The organism is Ruegeria sp. J8, assembly GCF_056531925.1.
In genome coordinates this window covers 1-22,552 of record NZ_JBQFMR010000011.1, presented here as the reverse complement: position 1 = coordinate 22,552, position 22,552 = coordinate 1, and the positions used below count along the sequence as shown (strand labels likewise).

General features: G+C 57.8%; 20 protein-coding genes and 1 pseudogene. 17 read left to right on the top strand and 4 right to left on the bottom strand.

Annotated elements, in window-relative coordinates:
• Positions 1-204: 204 nt before the first annotated feature.
• Together ACR0L1_RS19560 and ACR0L1_RS19555 are read right to left on the bottom strand one after the other, a co-directional pair.
• Complete coding sequence (locus tag ACR0L1_RS19560) at positions 205-555, bottom strand: helix-turn-helix transcriptional regulator (protein WP_480860449.1); 351 nt, start codon at positions 553-555, stop codon at positions 205-207.
• A gap of 6 nt (positions 556-561) precedes the next feature.
• Positions 562-1,239 carry an AraC family transcriptional regulator ligand-binding domain-containing protein gene (locus ACR0L1_RS19555; RefSeq protein WP_480860447.1) on the bottom strand — a complete coding sequence of 226 codons (678 nt, stop codon included), beginning with the start codon at positions 1,237-1,239 and terminating at the stop codon, positions 562-564.
• Between the two features lie 248 nt (positions 1,240-1,487).
• Between ACR0L1_RS19555 and ACR0L1_RS19550 the strand changes: the two genes are divergently transcribed.
• The 9 genes from ACR0L1_RS19550 to ACR0L1_RS19510 all read left to right on the top strand — a co-directional run bounded on the left by ACR0L1_RS19550 (position 1,488) and on the right by ACR0L1_RS19510 (position 12,344).
• Positions 1,488-3,053 carry an arylsulfatase gene (locus ACR0L1_RS19550; RefSeq protein WP_174819508.1) on the top strand — a complete coding sequence of 522 codons (1,566 nt, stop codon included), beginning with the start codon at positions 1,488-1,490 and terminating at the stop codon, positions 3,051-3,053.
• Positions 3,054-3,124: 71 nt separating this feature from the next.
• Entirely contained in the window at positions 3,125-4,096 is a 972-nt protein-coding gene (locus ACR0L1_RS19545) for an HAD family hydrolase (protein ID WP_480860445.1), read from the top strand.
• A complete protein-coding gene (locus ACR0L1_RS19540) occupies positions 4,084-5,082 on the top strand; it encodes an AAA family ATPase (protein WP_480552506.1) in 999 nt (332 codons plus the stop codon). Before ACR0L1_RS19545 ends, ACR0L1_RS19540 begins: the two co-directional genes overlap by 13 nt.
• A gap of 10 nt (positions 5,083-5,092) precedes the next feature.
• Positions 5,093-6,067, top strand: coding sequence for a DUF58 domain-containing protein (locus tag ACR0L1_RS19535; RefSeq protein WP_480860443.1), 975 nt, complete (start codon positions 5,093-5,095; stop codon positions 6,065-6,067).
• Complete coding sequence (locus tag ACR0L1_RS19530) at positions 6,064-6,543, top strand: DUF4381 domain-containing protein (RefSeq protein WP_170787217.1); 480 nt, start codon at positions 6,064-6,066, stop codon at positions 6,541-6,543. Before ACR0L1_RS19535 ends, ACR0L1_RS19530 begins: the two co-directional genes overlap by 4 nt.
• The gene (locus tag ACR0L1_RS19525) at positions 6,540-7,526 is read left to right on the top strand and encodes a VWA domain-containing protein (RefSeq protein ID WP_480860441.1); all 987 of its coding nucleotides are present in this window, start codon (positions 6,540-6,542) and stop codon (positions 7,524-7,526) included. Before ACR0L1_RS19530 ends, ACR0L1_RS19525 begins: the two co-directional genes overlap by 4 nt.
• Positions 7,523-9,052 carry a VWA domain-containing protein gene (locus ACR0L1_RS19520; RefSeq protein ID WP_480860439.1) on the top strand — a complete coding sequence of 510 codons (1,530 nt, stop codon included), beginning with the start codon at positions 7,523-7,525 and terminating at the stop codon, positions 9,050-9,052. The genes ACR0L1_RS19525 and ACR0L1_RS19520 overlap by 4 nt, the downstream gene beginning before the upstream one ends.
• Entirely contained in the window at positions 9,049-10,377 is a 1,329-nt protein-coding gene (locus ACR0L1_RS19515; RefSeq protein WP_480860438.1) for a hypothetical protein, read from the top strand. The genes ACR0L1_RS19520 and ACR0L1_RS19515 overlap by 4 nt, the downstream gene beginning before the upstream one ends.
• 17 nt (positions 10,378-10,394) lie before the next feature.
• On the top strand, positions 10,395-12,344 hold the full coding sequence (locus ACR0L1_RS19510; RefSeq protein WP_480860436.1) for a multiheme c-type cytochrome: 1,950 nt from the start codon (positions 10,395-10,397) through the stop codon (positions 12,342-12,344).
• Between the two features lie 169 nt (positions 12,345-12,513).
• Here the strand turns inward: ACR0L1_RS19510 and ACR0L1_RS19505 are convergent, their stop codons facing one another.
• Entirely contained in the window at positions 12,514-13,494 is a 981-nt protein-coding gene (locus ACR0L1_RS19505) for a helix-turn-helix domain-containing protein (protein ID WP_480860434.1), read from the bottom strand.
• A gap of 269 nt (positions 13,495-13,763) precedes the next feature.
• On the opposite strand from ACR0L1_RS19505, the gene ACR0L1_RS19500 reads away from it, so the two are divergent.
• The 6 genes from ACR0L1_RS19500 (at position 13,764) to ACR0L1_RS19475 (ending at position 20,289) form a co-directional block, all read left to right on the top strand.
• Positions 13,764-15,419 carry a sulfatase-like hydrolase/transferase gene (locus ACR0L1_RS19500; protein WP_480860433.1) on the top strand — a complete coding sequence of 552 codons (1,656 nt, stop codon included), beginning with the start codon at positions 13,764-13,766 and terminating at the stop codon, positions 15,417-15,419.
• A gap of 108 nt (positions 15,420-15,527) precedes the next feature.
• Entirely contained in the window at positions 15,528-16,244 is a 717-nt protein-coding gene (locus tag ACR0L1_RS19495) for a porin family protein (RefSeq protein ID WP_480860431.1), read from the top strand.
• 88 nt (positions 16,245-16,332) lie between these two features.
• The gene (locus ACR0L1_RS19490; protein WP_480860429.1) at positions 16,333-17,193 is read left to right on the top strand and encodes a tyrosine-protein phosphatase; all 861 of its coding nucleotides are present in this window, start codon (positions 16,333-16,335) and stop codon (positions 17,191-17,193) included.
• A gap of 30 nt (positions 17,194-17,223) precedes the next feature.
• The gene (locus tag ACR0L1_RS19485) at positions 17,224-17,925 is read left to right on the top strand and encodes a lipid-binding SYLF domain-containing protein (protein ID WP_480860427.1); all 702 of its coding nucleotides are present in this window, start codon (positions 17,224-17,226) and stop codon (positions 17,923-17,925) included.
• A gap of 230 nt (positions 17,926-18,155) precedes the next feature.
• Positions 18,156-18,965 carry a hypothetical protein gene (locus ACR0L1_RS19480; protein WP_480860425.1) on the top strand — a complete coding sequence of 270 codons (810 nt, stop codon included), beginning with the start codon at positions 18,156-18,158 and terminating at the stop codon, positions 18,963-18,965.
• Between the two features lie 52 nt (positions 18,966-19,017).
• Positions 19,018-20,289 (top strand): MFS transporter, encoded by a 1,272-nt coding sequence (locus ACR0L1_RS19475; protein WP_480860423.1) that lies wholly within the window; start codon positions 19,018-19,020, stop codon positions 20,287-20,289.
• Between the two features lie 146 nt (positions 20,290-20,435).
• Here ACR0L1_RS19475 and ACR0L1_RS19470 read toward each other — a convergent pair whose 3' ends face one another.
• Complete coding sequence (locus tag ACR0L1_RS19470) at positions 20,436-21,230, bottom strand: IclR family transcriptional regulator (protein WP_170775035.1); 795 nt, start codon at positions 21,228-21,230, stop codon at positions 20,436-20,438.
• 267 nt (positions 21,231-21,497) lie between these two features.
• Here ACR0L1_RS19470 and ACR0L1_RS19465 point away from each other — a divergent pair, with 267 nt between their 5' ends.
• Both ACR0L1_RS19465 and ACR0L1_RS19460 read left to right on the top strand, forming a co-directional pair.
• On the top strand, positions 21,498-22,262 hold the full coding sequence (locus tag ACR0L1_RS19465) for an SDR family oxidoreductase (protein WP_214648077.1): 765 nt from the start codon (positions 21,498-21,500) through the stop codon (positions 22,260-22,262).
• 16 nt (positions 22,263-22,278) lie between these two features.
• Positions 22,279-22,552 (top strand): annotated as a pseudogene (locus ACR0L1_RS19460) (2-hydroxyhepta-2,4-diene-1,7-dioate isomerase); the annotation flags it as partial.

Below are 22,552 nucleotides of genomic sequence, written 5' to 3'. Positions count from 1 at the left end.
AGCGTTCCTCTCCAAACCAGCTGGCAAAATGGGATCAGAGGGCATCTTCCCGCCATCCTCCTGCGGGTGCGTGCAAAACGAGGCCGCCACTGAGTCGATCTGCCGTTTAATAGTGGTAAGCTATGTGGTCTAGGTGTCCGGGTTGTGTCGCATGTTGTATCAATTGTATCAGCCGTGCCGACTGCCCCGACTGCCCCTTGTCGTTTATGAATTGGTGCCCGTAGTTGCCTTGGTGCGCGGGGCAATGGATGGCGCGTATCCCACCCAAGTTTTGAACGCTCGGGTAAAGTTGGCCATGTCGCTATACCCCAGCCTGTGGGCGATCTCGGTCAAGCCCAAATCCGTATCGCGCAACAAGCTTAAGGCGCGGCGATGACGGACCTTGCTCAGCAATTTTCGAAAGGACTGCCCTTCAAGCGTCAGGCGCCGTTGAAGAGTGCGCTTACTCATGCTCATGCGACGTGCAACGGAGTCCAGTTCAGGGGTACCTTCAAACATATCCAGCAGGATGCAGGCCTCCAACGCGATAATGAAGTCGCTGCCGGGCGCTGTCATTTTTGCCTAAACATCCGCCCAGCATATCGACGCCCCAGCCATGCTGTGTGGCAATGGCGGCGTATCCAACTCAATAGCGGTCAACGGCAGGGACAGCGCCGAGCGGTCGTAAAGCGGCTGACACTGCAACAAATCGCGTAATTCATCCCCTTGGCCTCGGTCGGGGTAGTCAATTTCGATCCACCGCGGTCGCCAGCTAGGACCAAGGAAGCGTCGGGCAAATCCCAGCATCAATGGGATGTTGTGGTCGCTGTGGGCGCAGATGGGGACGTCATCACCGCGCGGGACGAAATAGCGCATGATTCCGCCGCTGCGCATTTCAACCAACCAAACGCGGGGGCCGTTCTGGAACAGGGGCATGGCCCGCGCAAGACGATGAATCCCTTGACGCAACGTAGGGGCCTGACCGGCAAATTCGAACCACGGACCAATTTCCGCCCCGGACATTCCAAGCCCGACATGCAATCCGAAAAACGGGTGGCCCGACACGCGTTCAGCCTCGGCAAAAACACCGACCATTGCCGATAGCGGGATTCGCACAAACCGATCGTTCAGCACATCAATCGGAATGTTGGCTCGTTCAAAGACTCGCTCAACCGCTGCCGGTCCGGCGCAGCTTTGCAGCCGGTCCGGCAAATGTCCCATCCCGGCTGCGGTCGTGGTGGCGGTTTTTAGTTTTGACATCGTTAATGCTGATTTTATCTATGTATTACTTTGGAGACGGAGCAAATTATTGAGGTATATAAATTTTTGCACGGCTTTGGCGTGAAATGACAAGTGAAATGTGCTATCACTTGATACGCGTGGACAGGATGTAAGTTGTCATCACACAGCCCGAGGCGTCTCGGGCAGCCGGGGGGGCGTGACATCGTATCCATGTCCACAAGCCGAAGGCACTACCCCCGGTTATTTCGAGTTCAGGGAGACAAACATTGCTTTTATTCCGACAATTAGTCAAACGGGCCGCCCGTCCGCTCAGCGGTGGGGTTCTGGCGCTGGCCGCTCTGGGCGCGCCGGTGTTGGCCCAGGGCGCGAACGACACGCCGAATTTCCTGGTCATCTGGGGCGACGATATCGGGTATTGGAACATCAGCGCCTATAATCAGGGCATGATGGGGTATGAAACCCCCAATATCGACCGGATTGCCAATGAAGGGATGTTGTTCACGCACAGCTACGGGGAACAGTCCTGTACAGCAGGGCGTGCGGCCTTCGTCACGGGTCAGTCAGGGTTTCGCACAGGTCTGCTGAAAGTGGGTCTGCCGGGGGCCAAGGAAGGCATGTCGCCGAAAGATCCCAGCATTGCCGAATACATGCGCTCCAAGGGGTATATGACCGGGCAATATGGCAAGAACCATCTGGGTGATCTGGACGAACACCTGCCCACCAACCACGGATTTGATGAGTTCTTCGGCAACCTCTATCACCTGAACGCCGAAGAAGAGCCTGAAAACGAGGATTATCCCAAAGATCCGGCCTTCCGCGAACAGTTCGGCCCGCGCGGTGTGATCCGGTCATCAGCGGACGGTTCGGTCGAGGATACCGGCCCGCTGACCCGCAAACGGATGGAGACCATAGATGAGGAAGTCACAGCCGGGGCACTGGACTTCATGCAGCGCGCCCATGATCAGGGTAAGCCGTTCTTCCTGTGGTACAACACCACGCGGATGCATATCCACACGCATCTCAAGGAAGAAAGTCAGGGCGTGACCGGGCTGGGCGTCTATCCTGATGGCATGGTCGAACATGACGGCATGGTCGGCCAGATGCTGGACAAGCTGGATGAGCTGGGCATCGCGGACAACACCGTCGTAATGTATTCAACCGACAACGGGGCCGAGGTGTTCTCGTGGCCCGATGGCGGCACTACGCCGTTCCGAGGTGAAAAGAACGACAACTGGGAAGGCGGTTATCGCGTTCCAATGATGATCAAATGGCCCGGCGTTATTGAGCCCGGTCGCAAGTCAAACCAGATCATCAGCCATCTGGACTGGTTCCCGACCTTCATGTCCGCGCTGGGCGATCCTGACATGAAGGAGCGCATGCTCACCGAGGCCCCCTTTGGCGAAGAAAACGAGCCCGTCCATCTGGATGGCTATGACTTCATGCCGTATTTCCGAGGGGAAACTGAGGTCGGCCCGCGGCGCGAGTTCATCTATTTCTCGGATGGCGGCGATCTGGTGAACCTGCGGTACAACCGCTGGAAAGTGGTCTTTGCCGAACAGCGCGCCCATGGGTTCGACGTCTGGCAGGAACCGCTGACCTTCTTGCGTCTGCCCAAGATCATCGACCTGTATTCCGACCCGTTCGAACGGGCGCAGGACGAATCCATCGGCTATTCCCGCTGGCGTCTGGACCGCACCTATCTGCTCGTACCCGCGCAGGCCATTGTGGCGCAGTTCCTTGGCACGTTCCAGGACTACCCGCCACGTCAGGAACCGGCCAGCTTCTCAATTGATCAGGTCCTGAGAAGCCTGCAAACAGCCGGCAGTCAGTAACGGCCTAGACCGGACAAAACTTCATGGCGCGGAGCGATGCCGCGCCATTTTCGCACCAAAAGAGATTTCTCATGAAACGCTATGTTTTTGCCGTGGCTGCCTTGCCGTTTGGTTCTTTTCCCGCGCTGGCCGATCCGCTGGCGTCCTGGAACGACACCGCCACAAAAGCCGCCATTATCGACTTTGTCGAACGGGTGAGCGATCCGAACTCTTCCGATTTCGTCCCCGAAGAGGCCCGCATTGCGACCTTTGACAATGACGGCACGCTGTGGGGTGAACAGCCGGTTTATTTTCAGCTTATCTACGCACTCGACCGCCTGAAGGAAAAGGCTGAGGCGGACCCGTCGATCCTGACCTCGGATGTCCTAAAGGCTGCCGCTGCAGGCGATATGGCCGCCGTCGCCGACGGGGGAGAGGCTGGTTTAATGGAAGTCCTGAACGTCTCGCATTCGGATGTATCCGTCGATGCGTTTCAGGCCGATGTCGCAGACTGGATCGCCACTGCCCGACACCCGGACACGAACCGGCCATACAACGAGATGATCTATGCGCCCATGCTGGAACTGCTGGATTACCTCGAGGCCGAAGGGTTTCAGACGTGGATCGTGTCGGGTGGCGGCATCCACTTCATGCGCGCCTTTGCCAGCGAAACCTACGGAATCCCGATCAACCGGATCGTAGGCTCGGTCACGCCGACCAGCTATGAGGTGGTGGAAGGTGTGCCCAAAATTATCAAGGGCCCCGGAATTGCTTTTGTGGATGACAGGGCAGGCAAGCCTGTTGGGATCGACTCGCATATCGGGCAGCGTCCGATCTTTGTGGGTGGCAACTCGGACGGTGATTTCCAAATGCTGGAATATGCCACCGCTGGCGACAGACCTGCCCTAGGCGTGATCGTTCATCACACCGATGCCGACCGCGAATACGCCTACGACCGCGACAGCCACATCGGTAGGCTGGTCCGCGGATTGGATGAGGCCGACGCACGTGGATGGGTGATCATCGACATGAAAGAGGATTGGGCGAAGGTATGGCCGGAATGAGCGACACTCCCAACCCCCGCGCGCATATCGACGCCCTGCGCGAACGCATGGGTCAGGCCATAATTGGTCAGCGCGACGTCATCGAGCGCCTGTTGATTGGTTTGCTGGCCAATGGCAATCTGCTGGTCGAAGGTTTGCCGGGGCTTGCCAAGACCCGCGCGATCAAGGCGATGGCGAAGAACCTGGAAAGCGATTTCAGTCGCATCCAGTTCACACCCGATCTGTTGCCCTCGGACGTGACTGGCACGGATGTCTACTACCAGACCGAAAAGGGCGGCGAATTCCGGTTCGAGGCCGGGCCTATCTTTGCCAATATCGTGCTGGCCGACGAGATCAACCGTGCCCCTGCCAAGGTGCAGGCCGCCTTGCTTGAGGCAATGGAGGAACGGCAAGTCACGGTGGGCGGGACCACGCACAAGATGGCCCCATTGTTCATGGTCATGGCGACCCAGAACCCGGTGGAGCAGGAAGGCACCTATGCCCTGCCTGAGGCGCAATTGGACCGGTTTTTGATGCATGTGCTCATCACTTACCCTCCGGTCGAGGATGAGGTTGAGGTCGTGCGGCTGGTCCGCGCAGAAGAGATCGCCGCCCAGAGCAAAGCAAAAGGCGAAAAACCCGCCCCAATCCCGCAACAGGCGATCTTTGACGCCCGGTCCCAGATCGGCGGAATCCATGTCTCGGACGCTATCGACCGCTATTTCGCCGATCTGGTGCAGGCTACCCGCACGCCCGAGGCCTATAGCGACGATCTGCGCCGCTGGATCGAGGTGGGCGCTAGCCCGCGCGCTTCGATCGCGCTGGATAAATGCAGCCGCACCCATGCCTGGCTAAACGGGCGCGACTATGTCGACCCTGAGGATGTCCGCGCCATTACCCCCGATGTGCTGCGGCACCGGTTGGGGTTGAGCTATGAGGCCCATGGCGAAGGCATCAGCGCAGATCAAGTGATCGCCGAAATCCTGATGCAGGTCGCCCTGCCGTGAGGCGTAGATGATGAACCGAAACGCCTCCCTTCGGCTGGGGCGCGTCAAGCCCCCGCCCGCCGCAACCGATGACCCGCGCGTGCGGGTTGATATCGCGCATTTGCGGGCGCTTGAGACACGTGCCAAGGCGCTGCGGTTTTTACCGCGCCAGCCTGCGCACTCGGTGCTGAATGGCCGCCATGCCTCGCGTCTGCGCGGGCGTGGGCTGAATTTCGAAGAGCTGCGCGGATACCTGCCTGGCGACGATATCCGCGCGATTGACTGGAAAGTAACCGCCCGCGCCGGTGAGCCCTATATCCGGGTCATGACCGAGGAACGCGACCGCCCGACACTGATCGTGGTGGATCAGCGCATGTCGATGTTCTTTGGCTCGGTCCTGAACATGAAATCGGTCACTGCGGCCGAGGCGGCGGCCCTGTCCGCCTACCGGATTTTCGATCAGGGCGACCGTGTGGGCGGTATCGTCTTCACCGACGACAAAATCGCCGAGATTAAGCCGGCGCGCAGTCGGGCCACGCTGTCGCGCTTTGTCGCCATTCTGGCTGAGGCAAATGCACAGCTGCACGCCGAGGCCCCTAAAACCAATCCAATCCGCCTGACCGATGTGTTGCGCGCTGTTGCCCGGATCGCCCCCCGCGATCATCTGATTGTGGTGCTTAGTGATTTCGATGTGATTGATGCAGAAACCGAACGGTTGGTCTCAGGCCTGTCACGGCGCAACGACCTGATCTTGGGACTGATTACGGATCCCTTCGCCAAGGACCTGCCTCGCGATCTGTCACTGATCATCTCGGACGGAGCGTTGCAGGCTGAAATCAAAACATCCGACTCAATACAACATGCGGCGCTGAGAGAATTCGCCAGCGCCCGCGTGGCGCAGGTTCTGGATTGGCAGCGCAGGTTCGGCGTGCCCGTTCTGCCGCTGACAGCGGCCGAGGAAACCCTGCCGCAGATCCGGCATCTGATGGGGCTGGGACCGAAATGAACGAAACGGAAATCCCCACCGGCACTTCGCTGGTCGACCTGCTGGATCAACTGGTTGTGCCAGATCCGCCGCCGCCCGTGTCGATGATGCCGCAAACGGTCGGCTGGGCCGTTGTGGGCGCGCTTCTAGCAGCGATGGCGGTACTTGTGCTGTGGCGCATGATTACCCGGTACCGCGTCAACGCCTATCGCCGCGCAGCGCTGGCAGAGCTGGCGCAGGCCGCGGATGACCCCGCGCAGGTCGCCGAAATCCTGCGTCGCACGGCGCTGGTGGCTTATGACCGGCGCTTGGTAGCCGGATTACAGGGAATGGACTGGATCGCCTTTCTGGAACGCACCGAGGGTGCATCGTGGAATGACGCTCTGCGCCCGCTTTTGCTTGATGCACCCTATCACGGCAACACCGGAGCCTCGCCGGATCTGACCGCGCGCGTCGCCCGCTGGATCAAGGCACATAAGCGCGAGGTGGCCTCATGATCCAACTGGCGTTTCCATGGGCTATTCTGCTTCTGCCACTGCCCTGGTTGATCTGGCGTTTCGCGCCACCGCACAGAGAACGCGTGACGGCGCTGCGGGTGCCCTTCTTCCGTCAGGTCTCGCATGCGCTGGGGCAGGAACCACGCACCGGATCTGTGGTGTTGGCCCGAACGCGGATACAGATGATCACGGCAGCGTTCTGCTGGGGGTTGATCGTGATCGCACTGGCCGGGCCAGAACGGGTCGGTCGCCCCATCGAGATCGAAAAATCAGCCCGCGACATGATCCTTGCCATCGACGTGTCTGGCTCGATGGACACTGTGGATTTCACGGATGCACAAGGCGAGAAACGGCAGCGTTTCTCGGCCGTTCAGGATGTTGTACGCGCTTTTGTGCAGGGGCGAGAGGGCGACCGGGTGGCGCTGATCGTATTTGGGTCCAAGGCGTATTTGCAGGCGCCGCTGACCGAGGATTTGCAGACGATCACCGATCTTTTGGACCGCACGCAGGTTGGCATGGCCGGACCCCAAACGGCGCTTGGCGATGCTATCGGGCTGGCGATCCATACCTTCGAAGCCAGTGAGATTGACGAACGCGTCTTGATCCTGCTGTCCGACGGCAGCGACACCTCCAGCCGGATGGACCCAGTGAACGCAGCCGAGATTGCCAAAGACAACCGCGTGACCATCATGACCATCGGCGTTGGCGATCCCGAAGCTTCGGGCGAGGACAAGGTGGATGTCAAAACGCTTGAAGACATCGCTCGCCGCACCGGTGGTCAGTACTTCTTTGCCGCCGACCAGTCCGCCCTGACCGCCATCTATGCCCGAATCGACGAACAAAGCCCGCGTCAGGTCGAAACCCTGTCCTATCGCCCGCGCCGGTCTTTGGCGTGGATACCACTGGGGTTGGCTGCGCTGCTGGGTTGCGCCGCGATGGGATGGTTGTCGTTGGGCCACCGTAGTGGGAGGGCGCAGGCATGAGCGATCTGCTACTGGCCATGTCGGTGTTCCATTTCCTACGGCCGCTCTGGCTGCTGCTGGTGCCAGTGATCGTCGGATTATGGTGGCTCACCCGACGACGTCGGTCCGGGCGTAACACCCTGTCTCAGGGCATCGCACCGCATCTGCAAGCTGCGATGGAAGTCGGACGCAATCAGGCGCACCGCATTCGGCCCATAGATGGGGTTGCGCTGACTTTGTTGTTGCTCGCCGCGGCGGCTGCAGGACCAACTTGGTCACGGCAACCCAACCCTCTGGTGGCGCAATCCGCGCCGGTGGCAGTGGTTCTGAAAGTCACCAAATCGATGGACGCCATCGATATTGCACCCAGCCGTCTGGAACGCGGCAAGCAAAAGATCCGCGATTTTCTAGACCTGAGGGCAGGGGGGCGATCGGGGTTGGTGGCCTATGCAGGCAGCGCGCATGTGGTGGTTCCAATGACCGAGGATGCCTCGATCATCCTGCCTTATCTCGAAGGGCTTTCGCCAGACGTGATGCCCAAGGAGGGCGCGGATTTTGCACAAGCCCTGAGCCGCGCTCAAGCCCTGATCGAGGACGAAGGCGGTGGTGCGTTGTTGCTGGTGGCCGATGGTCTTGATCCGGCGGATGTGAGTGCGGTCGAAACCGCCCCGATGCCGGTTGCGGTTCTGTCCATGCTGCCCGAAGGCACGCGCGACCGGGGGCTTGATGCGCTCGGCAATCGGGTGATCGCTGTGCAGCCCGATGGCAGCGATATCCGGCGTCTGGACCGGACGCTGAATGCCTCATACCGGCAAAGTCTGCTGGAAAACTCTGATGACCCATGGCTGGATCGTGGGCCGCTGCTGGCGTGGCCTGCGGCACTGTTGCTGCTTTTGTGGTTTCGGCGGGGCTGGACTATGCATTGGGGTGCCGCGGTCTTTGCACTTATGCTGATGGCGCCCGGGCAGGCGCGCGCCGACGGCCTGGCTGACTGGTTCTGGACGCCTGACCAGCAGGGGCAGCGTGCCTATGATCGCAAGGATTATACGCGCGCCTCTGAACTGTTCGGTGACCCGCTGTGGCGCGGATGGGCCATGTACCGGGCGGGCCGCTATGCCGAAGCCGTGCAGGTGCTGGACCGTGTGGATACCGCACAGGCTGCCATGATCCAGGGTCTGTCAAACATCCGAAATCGGGCTTACCGTGACGGGGTTCGGTCGTTCGAAACCGCTCTGACGCGCGACCCGGACTATCCGGGTGCTGCTGAAAATCTGGAGATCGCAAAACAGATCGTCGCGTATGTCGAAGCCGCGCAAGAGGCGCAGGATACGCAGGACCAGACCGAGCTGCGCGCCGATGACGTGACCTATGACAACGAGGAAAACAAAGGTCAGGAGCTTCAGGTCGACCTGCCGCAAGAGGACGCCGCCGCCGGGCTGCAGAGCGCCGAACAATGGATGAACTCTGTTGATACCGAGACTGGGGATTTCCTGAAAAGTCGCTTCTTGCTGGAAGCGACGCAGGCGGCTGCGGAGGGCGAGCAATGAAACTCTGGCCTGTCTTAGCAGCTCTTTGCACATCAATTGTACCCGATGTCGCGGCGGCGCAAGACCCGTTTCCAGGTTTCAAATCCAACGCCGAGATCAAGGCCGAGGAAGACGCCCGCGACGGCAGTGAAGCCGCCACGCCAACCGAGCCCGTCGCGCGGGTCGAAATGTCGGCCATGGACGTCGTGCCCGGTCAGGCGCTGGATATGCGGGTGACCGTTTTGGTGCCGACCTACATGCCCAGCCCTCCGGTGTTTCCTACCTTTGATCAGCCGAACCTGATGATCTCGTTGCCTGAAGGCGGGTCGGGCCCCGTGACTGAGCGTGTGGGCGCCAGCAACTGGTCGGGTGTTAGCAGACGCTACAAGGTGACGCCGATGGTGGCGGGAAATTTCGGGATTCCGTCGCTGGAGATCACGGTTACATGGGCCGACCCCGAGACCAACGCGCCTGTTGAAACGACGCTCTCCCTGGCTGCACAGAGCTTCGCCGCCACGGTGCCGGACGGGTCCGAGTCGCTTGACCCTTTCATCGCCGCTGAAACGCTGAGCCTGACGCAGACCGTCGAGGGATCAGCCGAGGCTCTGGAACCCGGCGATACTCTGACCCGCAATATCACTGCTGAAATTACGGGAAGCAGCGCTATTCTGCTGCCCGCGCTTGCGCCCACGGGCGCTTTGCCCGGTTTGGCGGCCTATCCTGACAGCCCGACGGTGCAGGACCGGGAGAATCGGGGAAAGACCGTCGGTACTCGCTCAGAACGCACGGTTTATTTGGCGGAAAGCGGCGCTCAAAGCAGCCTGCCTGTCATCAAGCTGCGTTGGTTCAACACAAACACGGGACAGATCGAAACCACGTCGGTCGAGGCCATCCCCTATAACGTCGATGGCCCGATCTTGCGCAGCGTCGCCGATTCCGACCGGGCGACTCTGATCTATATGGGTTTCGCCGTGCTTCTGGGAACGCTGGCTGCCATCGGGTTGATCCGCCACAGAGCCCGCAAGCGCGACACGTCCCCACCACCCCCGACCGAGGCCAGCCTGTTCCGCGACCTGATGCACACCGTCAAGGCACGGGATCTTCACAACATCTATGGTGCATTGGACCGATGGGCGGCGATGACACAGGGTCCCGATCCGCGTCGGCACAAAGACGTCCAGCTTGCCCTGACCAATATCGGTGCCGCCGCCTATGGCCCGCCAGACAGCGAGCCGGGGGCAACCTGGGCTGCGCTTGCAACGGCCTTGTCCGCTGCCCGGCACTCGGGCACTCTGACCCGCGCGGCACAGCATTTGCCCGCGCTGAATCCCACGGGCTCTGCCTGACCGACCGAAGGACTCTGATGCGCCTGCTCATTTCTGCCCTGTTCATCCTTACTGGCCCTGCTGTGCCGGCTATCGCCCAAAGCGCAGATTATGTCGGCTCGGACGCCTGCACCGAATGCCACCGCGCCGAGGCTGCTGCCTGGAAAGGCTCGCATCACGCAGGGGCCTGGACCGAGGCCGTACACGACAACATCCGCGCGGATTTCGACGGGACAACTTTCACGTTGGGCGACATGACCGCGCGGTTTCGTATTGAAGCAGACGGCACCCACCACGTTACGGTGACTGAGCGCGACGGTGTGACAACCGACTACCCGGTGCATTCAGTTGTCGGTGTCGAACCTCTGCAGCAATACTTGCTGGAAACCGAGCCCGGCCGGTTGCAGAGCTTCGACGTGGTCTGGGATACGGAAAAGTCCGAATGGTTCCACCTTTACCCGGATCAGAACGTGCCACCCTCGGACGCACTGCACTGGACGGGGCCGTACAAAAGCTGGAACGCGCGCTGTGGTGTCTGCCATGCCACCGGGTACGACACCGGATACGACCCGGCCTCGGATACATATCAGACCACTCAGGCCGAGATTGGCGTCGGCTGTGAGGCCTGCCATGGCCCCGGTCGTGATCATGTGGGATGGGCCCAGGGCGCTGGCGAGCCCCCCTTGAACTTTGGATTCTCGGCTGACCTGTCGACACCGCAAGGGCTGATCCAACAATGCGCGGGATGTCATTCCCGACGCGAGGCGTTCTTTGACGGCAACCCTGAACCGGGCACCGCCTATCACGACGCCTACAACCTATCGCTGTTGCGGCCCGGCCTCTATTACCCCGATGGTCAGATCCGGGATGAGGTCTATGTATACGGGTCGTTCCTGCAATCGAAAATGCATGAAAAGGGCGTCACCTGTTCCGATTGCCACGATGCCCATAGCGCCGAAGTCATAGCTGATGGCAACGCCGTCTGCGCACAGTGTCATAACCCCTATGGCAACCCGCGCTTTCCCAGCCTGCCGCTGGCCGAATTCGACAGCCCCGCCCATCACCACCACCCGGAAGGCAGCGCCGGGGCGCAATGTAGGTCCTGTCACATGACAGAGCAGGTCTATATGGGCAATGACTGGCGGGCCGATCATTCCTTCCGCATCCCCCGCCCGGATCTGAGCGCCGAGACTGGCGCGCCGGATGCCTGCACCAGCTGCCACACCGATCAGACCCCGGACTGGGCCGCAGCACGGCTGCGCGACTGGTTCCCAGACAGTTCCAACCGCGGGCCGCATTTCGGGCAGGTTTTGGCGCGGGCACAGATCAATCCCACATTGGCCTCGGACGATCTGGTGGACCTGGCCCTAAGTGCCAGCAGCCCGGCACTGATCCGGGCGACTGCCATCTGGCTGATCGGCCAGACCGGCGACCCCAAACAGATCGGGCGCATTTCGGATATGGTCAACGCGGCAGACCCCGTGATCCGATCTGCCGCTGTCGAAGCCATGCACGGCCTGCCCGGTCATGAGCGGGTACAGCGAGTGTTGCCCATGCTGGATGATCCCAGCCGCAATGTCCGGATCGCGGCGGCGCGTGGGCTCTATAATGCACCCATCGCGCATTTGCCTGACAAGATTGCGGCCGCGTTCCGTTCGGCGATAGGCGAGTGGCAAAGCGCGATGGCTGCGCGGCTGGACTTTCCCGAAACCCATTTGCAACTGGGTGGCTTTGCGTTGACCACCCGCAACCTTCCCGCCGCCGATCAGGCCTTTGCCCGCGCCGTTGAAATGGACCCCATGCTGGTCGACGCCTGGATCATGCGTATCCGCATCGCAGCGGTTTCCGGGCAGCAGGAAAAGGTCGAAGAACTCATCGCGGCTGCCAGTCGCGCCAATCCAGGCGACTTTGCTCTTGAAAGCCTGATCGCCCAACTGACCGGAACCGAGATGAACCTGTTGCCCCCACCCGCCGAGCCGGACGAATAAGTTGACAGGTTCAAAGCGCACAGAATTCCCCTGTTGGTGCTTGCCACCGGAAACATGTTCATGGTGTCCCTTTTAGGGCGTCGCGGGCTGGATGTCGGGTGGTGGGTATCGCCGGGCCCGTGTGTTCAAGCTCTAACCGCAAAATTTATGCCGAGGCGCTTGAAGACCGTCACGCACTGCGTCTCATCTGCGTCTCCGATGGCAATTCGCCAAAAAACAGCCGATAGTCTCGGGCGAATTGCCCCATGTGCCAAAACCCATGTTTGTTGGCTATATCGGCAATTGATTTCGCTCCAGCCCCGTTCAGTAGATCTTCGCGAACACCGTCCAATCGCAGTCGCATATAATATGCTTTTGGACCATACCCGAAGCGTTCGTTGAAAGCGCGGTTCAGGGTGCGCAATGACGCGCCGGTTGCTGCGCACAGGTCTTCGATGGAAACGGGCTCCAGCGCATTGTCGTTCATCATCTCCAAAGCCCGGTTAAGGGCGCGGCGTCTGGTTTGGGCTGAACTCTTGTCTTGATGAATTGCGCTGCTGGTCAGGATGGCTAACACTTTGATCATCAGAGCTTCTTCAACATCTTCGCTCCACGGCTCATCCGAGTGTTTCAACAGATTTGCGATTTCTCGTTCCAGCCAATCCATTCTGCGCGCATTAACATCGGAAATCTGTATTCGCAGCGCCGGGCCTTCGCTTGCGATAGAATATCCGCAACACTGGGCGAGATTCTGGAACCGCCGGGTGTTGAAAGAAACGACATTGCCAAAGAAACGTCCCGTAGACACGCCGTCGAAGCCATCTTTGTTTCCAAAAGTCAGAAAGGCGTCGTCGTCAAGCGCACATCCTTGCCAGGAGTCTATTGTCCCTCTGCGGGAAATGCCGAATGTGCTCCACCCGTCGGGTGAGACGCCGCGTTGGTGAACCGCACCGCTGAGCGAGATGTTCAAAACAGAACATGCCGGGCTAGAGCGCACCGCGATTTGTGTGGACAAAGGGCCGGGGTCAAGCTGGCGAAAGTCCATTTCCCAGGGCGTCATCGCGGCAAGATCATTGGGATGCATCAGGTCAAGCACGATCGCAGAAGGGGCCGCTTCAGCGGCGCTGGCATCGAATTCCTGCGGATTTGGCCGATTTTTGATGTGGTCCATTTCAGCATCCTGACAGTTTACCGGTAAAGAAAACAAACTGGAGGGGGGGCCAAGTCAAGTGTCGCGTCAAGCTTCCAAGTCTCGCATGGGCAGACCACGTCTGCCAAATGCCGACGCCCGTTCCAAAAGGGTTGTGACCTTTGTCACCCCGCCCGAGTACCGACGCCTAACAGAGCTGGCACATCAGTCCGATCAATCATTATCGGCCCAATGCCACGACCTTCTTGTGGCGGCGTTGCAAGACGTAACCATCAACTGGAGAGCCTGCAGTGACGATTAGTTTGAGATATATGGCGTTGGCCACAACCATGTTTACATTCCTAACCGGGGGGCAGGTTGTTGCGCAAAGCGACCCCATTGTACACGACGGCGAATTCAGCTTTTTGCGTGCTCAGTTTGGAGAGGAGTGGGACGCGCAGGATCTCGAGATCGACGCCAAACTTGCTGAAATTCGTGAGGCCAACGGGGGTAAGCCTCCGAATTTTTTGTATATTCTGATTGACGACATCAGCTTCGGCCAGATGGGCGAGCGAAAGATGAACTATGTGATGGGGATCGAGACACCCAATATCAACGGTTTTGCCCGCGAAGGCATGTCGCTGATGCGGATGTACACTGAACCGTCCTGCACACCGACACGTACAGCTATGTTGACCGGTCGGCATCCGATCCGGGCCGGGGTTGAAGAGGTCAAGGTCGCTCTGGTTGGTGAGGGTTTGCCTGCCAGCGAAGTGACGCTTCCCGAGATTCTGAAAGAGGTGGGGTATAACACATCTCACGTTGGCAAGTGGCATCAGGGCGATATCGAAGAGGCCTATCCCCACAATCAGGGTTTCGACTACGCAGCCTTTCCGCTGCACCAACAGGTGCAGCTAAGTCTGATGACCCGCGAGGCAATGCAGGCCAACAATATGTTGGGATACCATGCCTCGGGTCAGAACAACCAATTTTTGCTGGACGAGCGCTTTAAACCCTACGGCTTGGTGACAGGGGTTGAGGCCGAAGCAGGCGGGCCCGCGCGCGAGGTTGAAATGGCCCCGGGCGAAGAGTGGACACAGGCCAAATATGAAGAGATGAATGAGCGCTATCAGGTGCAAGCGATGGAGCAGCTTGAGCGCGTTGCGGCGCTGGATGAGCCATTCTTTCTGCAATACTGGCCTCTTTACCCGTTGAACTTTGTCTACCCAGATCAAGCCCTCTCGCGCAACGGCGGGTTTCATGCGGACAAGTTGCAGCTTTTGGACGAATGGATCGGAGACGTTCTGGCCAAGCTAGAGGAGACAGGTGAGGCCGACAATACCATCGTCATGATCATGGCCGACAATGGCCTGATGTATCACTACGAAGGAACCTCTGGCCTGAACCAATTGATCTATCGCGGCGGCAAAACTCAGCATCTGGAAGGCGGGGTGCGCACGGATGCGTTTATTCGTTGGCCCGGTGTGATCGAAGCTGACAGCGCTGCAGGGGACATTTTCCACGTCTCGGATATTTACACCACGATCGCGCGCATTGCCGGGGCGACAGAATTCATTCCGCGCGACCGAGTAATTGACGGGGTCGACCAAACAGCGTTGCTGCTGGAGGGTGAAGGTAATGGGCGGCGTGATTATGTTTACGTCTACGAAGGCCCCGTGCTGCGGTCGATCGTCAAACAGGAATTCAAGATGCATCTGCCTGCGCCGGGTGCTCCGGGGGCTGCTGCGCCGACCTACAATGTCTATAGGGACCCGCGCGAAGAACATCCGCTAGTTGGGTATTCTCTTTGGGCCGGCGCCTCGTTCCAGGACATGGTCAAGCGACATCAAAAGATGATGGCCAAATATCCCAACTCGGAAATTGGTAAAGACATTCCCTACGGCGGTATTGAGAACTTGCGTCCTGAAAGTGAGGAAACACGCGACGTGTTCATGAGCTGGCAATAAACCACTCAGCCGGGCGCAGAGCTTGCACCTCTGCGCCCCTCCGCACTTAGAAATTTCACAAAGGCCCTGAAAATGAACAGTACCTTTTTCGCCGGAAAGAGATGGCGCTTGTCTGCGATTGCCTGCGCGTTTTGGGCCGGATTTGCTCTGCCCGCGAAGGCAGATAACCCGACCTGGGATTTTACCGCCTACCTGTATCTCTGGGCGCCCGCATTAAGCGGTGAAACAACCACTGGGAACAGCATCGATGTAAGTTTCAGCGACATTCTGGACAATCTCGACTTCGGGTTGATGGGCGCTGTCAAAGCGCGACGCGCAAAGCTTTCGGTCATTGTTGATGCCCTGTATCTCAACCTGAGCAACGATCAAAACAGTGCCGTCGGTCCGGGTATCCCTGCCTCTTCGGATGTCGATGTCGAAGGGACCGTATTTACGGGCTCGGTTGGATACGATTTGGTTGATGCGCCAGGCACCCTTTTCACAGTTTTAGGCGGGGTAAGAAGACTGAACCTAGACAATACCGTTGACATCGAAGTCTCCGGCGGCTCGCAACGTGTGTCAGGTAAGATCAACAACTGGGACGTTGTGGTCGGTCTGCGTGGAACACGCCAGTTCAGTGATCGTTGGGGGATGTCCTACTATGCGGATATCGGTGCTGGAGAAAGTGACCTGACAACTCAGCTTAGCTTGGCTGCAAATTACAAGATCAACAATTGGGACCTGGTGCTGGGCTATCGGTATCTCGATTGGAACATCGGTAATTCGCAGGCGATTTCGGATTTGACCTTTGATGGTCCCTTCGTCGGCGCTCGGTTTGATTTCTAAGGTCGAAACGTGACCCAAACCTGAGGTTCACCAAACCCTTGACGGTCATTCCCATCATCACCCTCAGACCACCCGGAAGGAGAAACAAATGACCATTGTACGCGTGGCAATCGTAGCTCTCGCCTTATGCGGGTTGGGGGATGCTGAGCAAACGCAAGCCTCCGAGGATCGCGCCATCCCGATTGAAGGCGTGGCCAATACCAGGGACTTAGGCGGATTGCAGACCAAAGACGGGCGCAGCATTCGAACCGGGCAACTTATTCGTTCCGGTGAAATTGATCGTATGGGTGCCGACGGAATGGCTCTTGTCGAGGATCTGGGGGTTACTTCCATAGTGGATCTAAGAACCACGTTGGAATCGACCGCTGACCCTGTTTTGTGGCCGGATGGACAAGGGCCTGAACGCTACAATTTCCCGGTCATGGAACAAGAGGCTCAGATGATCGAAGACATGCGTGCAAGCATCAAGTCAGGGACGGCGACCGAGACGCAAACGGACACTCTCTTTTTCGAGGCCTTCGGATATATCGCCACTGACTACACAAAAGAATTTCGTGCTTTGTTTGACGTCCTGATCGAGCAACCGGAGGGGGAGGCTGTGCTGTATCACTGCTCGGGTGGAAAAGACAGAACCGGTGTTGCCACTGCCTTGGTGTTGAGCGCATTGGGCGTCACCCAAGAAGACATCGAGGCAGATTTCATGATGAGCAACGTTCTCAAGGATGCCCGCAACGCATCCGTGAAAATTGCTGATCAAGTGAACGCTGAACGCGGCACGAGCATGACCCCTGAAGCGGTCTGGCCCTCGTTGGGTGTTCGAATGGAGTATTTGAATAACTTCTATAGCAGTGTGAACGAGACTTACGGTTCGGTCGACAATTACCTGCATGAGGGCCTTGGGCTGACAGATCAGGATCTGGAAAAGCTGCGCAATAGATACTTGAACTAATCCGAAGTCAGCTGTGCTATCTGTGACAGCATGTGCTTTTTTGCCAAGTCACTTCGGATGAACAGGGAGGATAAGATGTTGCATTTCATATTTTTCGCCGCATTTTTGTTTGTTGGCATTTTAGGGTTTCCCACCGAGCAATCCGCATATGCGGAAAACCTTCTGGACAAGGTGACGAAAGGCGTTTCCGACGCGGCCAAAAAGGCAGGTGATGTCGCTGAAACTGCAAGCGAGGCTGTTTTGGACACGACCAGTGGTTTGACCGCGTCCGAAATCGACAATGGGGCAAGTGCCGCACTTGATCAATTGTACAGCAACTCATCCGAAGCCAGAGACTTGTCCGAAGTAGCGATAGCCATTTTGATTTTTCCGAAAGTCACCGCAGGTGGCTTGGTCGTCGGAGGTCAATTCGGTGAAGGCGCTATGCGCGAGAATGGGGTCACAACGGGCTACTACAATATTGCGGGTGCCTCATACGGGTTTCAGGCGGGTGTTCAGCAATTCTCATATGCAATGTTCTTTATGAATGACGCTGCCCTTGAATATTTTCGCAACAACAATGGCTGGGAGGCAGGCACCGGACCGACACTGGTTGGTGGTGATCAAGGCTGGTCTGCTTCCATGGGCACCAATTACCTTCAAGGAGATATCGTTCCAATAGTGTTCGGTCAGGAAGGTTTGATGGCGGGAACTAGTCTTAAGGGGACAAAGATCAGCAAGATCGACAAGTAAAGGCGGAGTTAAAGCCTTGGGTTTGCAGCGGATGCTGGTTGTTCTACCGATCTCGGTCATCGCTTTTGTTCTATGGCGAAAAAGTGTGCCCGCTGTTGCCTATGTGAAGCCCAAACCATGTTTGAGCGATCGACACAGCTCCGAAGCATGTAGGCGCAGTCCGTGTGATCGGAACTGGCCGCGATAGTCCGTCACATGCAAAATGACGTTGGTTGAGGAGAAATTGAAACATGCAGCGGAAAAATTTGTCCGAAACACACCGGAGTAGCCATCAGGGAAAACGTACCCAGATCGCAGCATGGAAGCCTGCAGTCGCCTTGGCGCTGACTTTTGCACCTCTTTCCGGACAGGCTCAGGAGGCGGCATCCGGGTGGGATTTCGCGCTGACCCCATATCTTTGGATGCCCAGTCTGAATGGCGATGTATCTCCGGGGCCGCGAGCGCCGACATTGGGTGTCGATGGGTCTTTCAGTGACTTGCTGGACGAGCTGGAAATCGGTTTCATGATTGCTGGATCAGCAACAAAGGACAGGTTCGGTATCTTCGGTGATCTTCAATATTTCGATTTCGACTCGGACGCTTCAACACCTGGCCCGGCATTTAGCTCAGCCGTTATCGACACGGATATTCTGATCGCAACGCTTGGCACAGAATACGTGGCACTAGCAACTCAAGCATCCGAATTGAAACTGGCTGTTGGCTTTCGGTATTATGACGTATCCATTGACGGCTCGCTAAGGGCCGGAACAGTTCCGGGCCGTGAGGTCAGCGGAGGGGACGAATGGCTTGACGGTATCTTTGGCCTTCGCGGTCGATCGAGTGTTTCAGAAGACTGGTATGTGACGGGTTGGGCATTCGTTGGTGGCGGGGGATCGGATTTTACCTCGGATGTGTTCGGCGGTTTCGGCTACCGAGTAAGTAAAACCGTGGATGTGGTCGGTGGCTACCGGTACTTCTCTGTCGATCGCGAGGATGGAGACGGGTTCGTCTATGACGTTGAACAGCACGGTTTGCTTATCGGCGTGAAATTCAAGCTGTAGACAACGATAACTGTCGTCGGGTCCGTAGCTTGCAAACCAATATGAGGCTGAAATGACGATATCCATTGTGTCTCTGCGTTCGTTGTTTGTGTCCATTGGAATGATCCACCTGTCGACGGCGGCTTTGGGCACCTTGGTGTCGTTGCGCATTGCGGATTCCGGTGGCAGCCAAGAGGCAGCGTCTTTCGTCGCTGCAAGCTATTCTCTGGGTTTCTTGCTTGGGTGTTTTTTTGTCTTTCGGCCTTTGGCCCGGATTGGTCACATACGGGCATTTGCAGCCTCGGCGGCATTGTGCAGCCTGTGTGCCCTGTTGTTGTCGATCTCAGAAAACACCTTTGTCCTGATTGCTGCGCGATTTGCGACCGGATTGGCTACGGCCAGTCTGTATTCCATTGGGGATGCGTGGATCAACGACTCTGCACCCGCAAATAGCAGAGGGCGCATCCTGTCCATCTACTACATCGTTTTGGGTGTGACGTCTGTCGCAAGCCAGGCCTTTATCATACTGTTCTCGGGCGATTTGTCCGAAGCGTTTGTGATGATGTCCGCATTTTATTCGATTGCGATCATCGTTCTGGTGCCGACCCGAACCTCTCCCCCCAGTGTGCCTGCGCACGCGCAGTTGCGCCTTATCGCGTCCTTCCGGGAATCTCCAACCGCGTTCATCGGCGTGTTCGTGAACGGCTTCGTGTTGGCGCTGCTGCTGACTGTTTTGCCTTATCAGGCTTCGGTCGCAGGGATGAGCGCAAATATGATCGCGTTTGTCGTGGCAGCCTTCTACTTGGGACGTATTCTGTTTCAGTTCCCAATCGGCCACGCATCAGATCGAATGGACCGCCGCTATATGATCGCAGCGATGTCACTGAGCGCCGCCTTGACCGTCATGATCCTGTCAATTGCCTCACGCAACGAGGGGTTTACAATCGCCGGGGAAAGCGGGCTCGTGCTGCAAGTTGTCATGATAATCGGCTCTGTGTTTCTGGGAGGACTGATCATGCCGCTCTATTCGGTCCTTGTTGCGCATGCCATGGACCGTACAGTTCCTGTTTATGTAGGCGCCACAGCTGTCACCTTGTTGTTTGTTTACACCGTCGGCAGCGTGGTCGGGCCAATTTTTGGGGGTATCGGATCTCTTCTTGGCAGTGACAGAGCGGTCCAATGGATGTGTTGGGTGCTGATGCTGGTCGCTGGTATGTTCACCGTTGTCCGCCTCAAAATGCGCGAGAGCGTCCCCCACGCTGAAGCAGCCAGTGGGGTAGCCGCGTCTCCGACGTCGGTGTCCATATCCCCAGAAACAAAAAGGCCCGAGCATTCGCGTTTCTAAGCGATTTCTGAAGGAAACTTTGCGTCGGTTTAAGCCGGTAACAAGTCAACGGCAGTCGGCCGAGGGCTGCCGCAATTACTGCACCGGGTACCCTGCGTCCGTTGTTGGGTCAGCGGAGCTTCAATGGGGTCACATAACCTTTCCCGTCAATGCTCGGTCAGTAAACTGCTTTCGCCAGAGTAGAAATTGGTAAGCTCGTCGGCCAAAGACTGATACAACAGATGTACTTCATCCAACGATGGCACGTCTAACTTGTCGATACGCTCGACATAGGGGCAGTTCACGACACAAATTGGCACACGTTCACGGTCGAAGACGGGAAAGGCAAGGTTCGTGACGCCCACTGCTGTTGCAGATGGCATACGCTCGTAACCAACTTCTCGAATACGGCTCACATGCTCTAGGAACTCACTGCGGTCGATTTCCGGTTCTCCCTGTGCCAACCGATGCATATCCAGAAGTTCTTCGATCTGCTGGTCGCTTCGAAACGCAGCCAAAACGCGGCCAGTACCTGTGTTGCTTAGGCCAATGACGGTGCCTACGCGCAACGAAAACACCCAATTTCCTGGGGCCGAAACCGAAGCAACGACGACGATGTCTCCATTGCTTTCCATACCAAGGTGACAAGACTGCCAGGCAAGTCTGGTGACTGCGCGCATTTTGGGGGAGGCAACCTCCATCAGGCGTTCAATTGGTGGATGCCCCTGGGACACTGCGAACATTTTCAGGCTTAGGGAGTAAAGATCACCGTCCTTCGATCGAACGACATACCCCCGCCGCACCAATGTGGATAGCATTCGGTAAATTTCGCTTTGCGAACGTTGCAAGGCTCGCGCAATTTCACCTTGTGATATTCCGTCGCCGTGAAGGGCAAGAAGCTCAATAATATCAAGTCCTTTTTCTAACGCTGGAGCGCGGTATTTCTCGGACGAATTTGCCACTTTGCCCTCCTGGTCAGGCCGATGAGTCTGAGCGTTCGATCATCGCTTGGGTCGTAATCAGAAGTCAATGTTGATTTATAAATGAAAGTATGATTTGCATTTAAATAATATAGTGGGGAGGAATCGTGGTAGAAAAGACCGCCCAAGCCAAATTCCAGAGCGCTGACGCATTGCTGGTCTGAGCGAGGCTGAAGTCCAATGTTAAACTCAGGCTAAAGACGGCTGGCTTTGATCGCTCACATCGGCCAACACATAACATCTGAACTAATGATCGAGATCGATATGAACCCAACTCAGGGCCGAATGGCCGGAAAAAAAGCTTTGGTTACCGCTGCGGGGCAAGGCATCGGACGCGCCAGCGTCGAGAGGTACGTGGCCGAGGGCGCTCAGGTGATAGCTTGCGACATCAACGACGACACCTTGGCTGAACTGGCCGAACTCGAAGGTGTCACCGCGTTGAAGCTGGATGTCACAGACGCGGATGCAGTGACAGAAGCGGTGGAGCAAACCGGTCCTCTGGATGTTCTGTTCAACTGCGCAGGCTTTGTGGGCGCGGGCTCGATCTTGGATTGTGACGAGGGCCAGTGGGATTTCAGTTTTGATCTGAACGTCAAGGCAATGTACCGGCTGGCCAAGCTGGTGCTGCCGGGCATGTTGGAGGCCGGCGGGGGGTCGATCATCAACATGTCCTCGGTTGCGTCTTCGATTAAGGGTGTGCCGAACCGGTTCTCTTATTGCACGTCCAAGGCTGCGGTGATCGGGCTGACAAAGTCAATTGCAGCGGATTTCGTAACACAGGGCATTCGCTGCAACGCAATTTGCCCCGGAACCGTAGACAGCCCCAGTTTGCATGACCGTTTGCGGGCGACCGGCGACTACGATCAGGCACTGAAAGACTTTATCGCGCGGCAACCGATGGGGCGGATTGGCCACGCAGACGAGATTGCAGCGCTGGCGACCTATCTGGCCAGCGATGAAAGTGGATTTACCACTGGACAGACTTTCGCCATCGACGGCGGCTGGACCGTGTAAGCAAGGAGAGACTTAGATGAAACTGCTGCGTTATGGCCTGGCTGGTCAGGAAAAGCCGGGGCTGCTGGATGGAAACGGCGCGATCCGTGATTTGTCGGGCACGATTGGAGACATCTCGGGCGAGGTGTTGTCCGATGCCGGTCTTGATGCTTTGCGAGCTATCGACACGGCAACCTTGCCGTTGGTCGAGGGCAACCCGCGCATTGGGGCCTGTGTGGGCCAGGTGGGCAAGTTCATCTGCATCGGCCTGAACTATGCCGACCACGCCGCCGAAAGCGGCATGGAGCTGC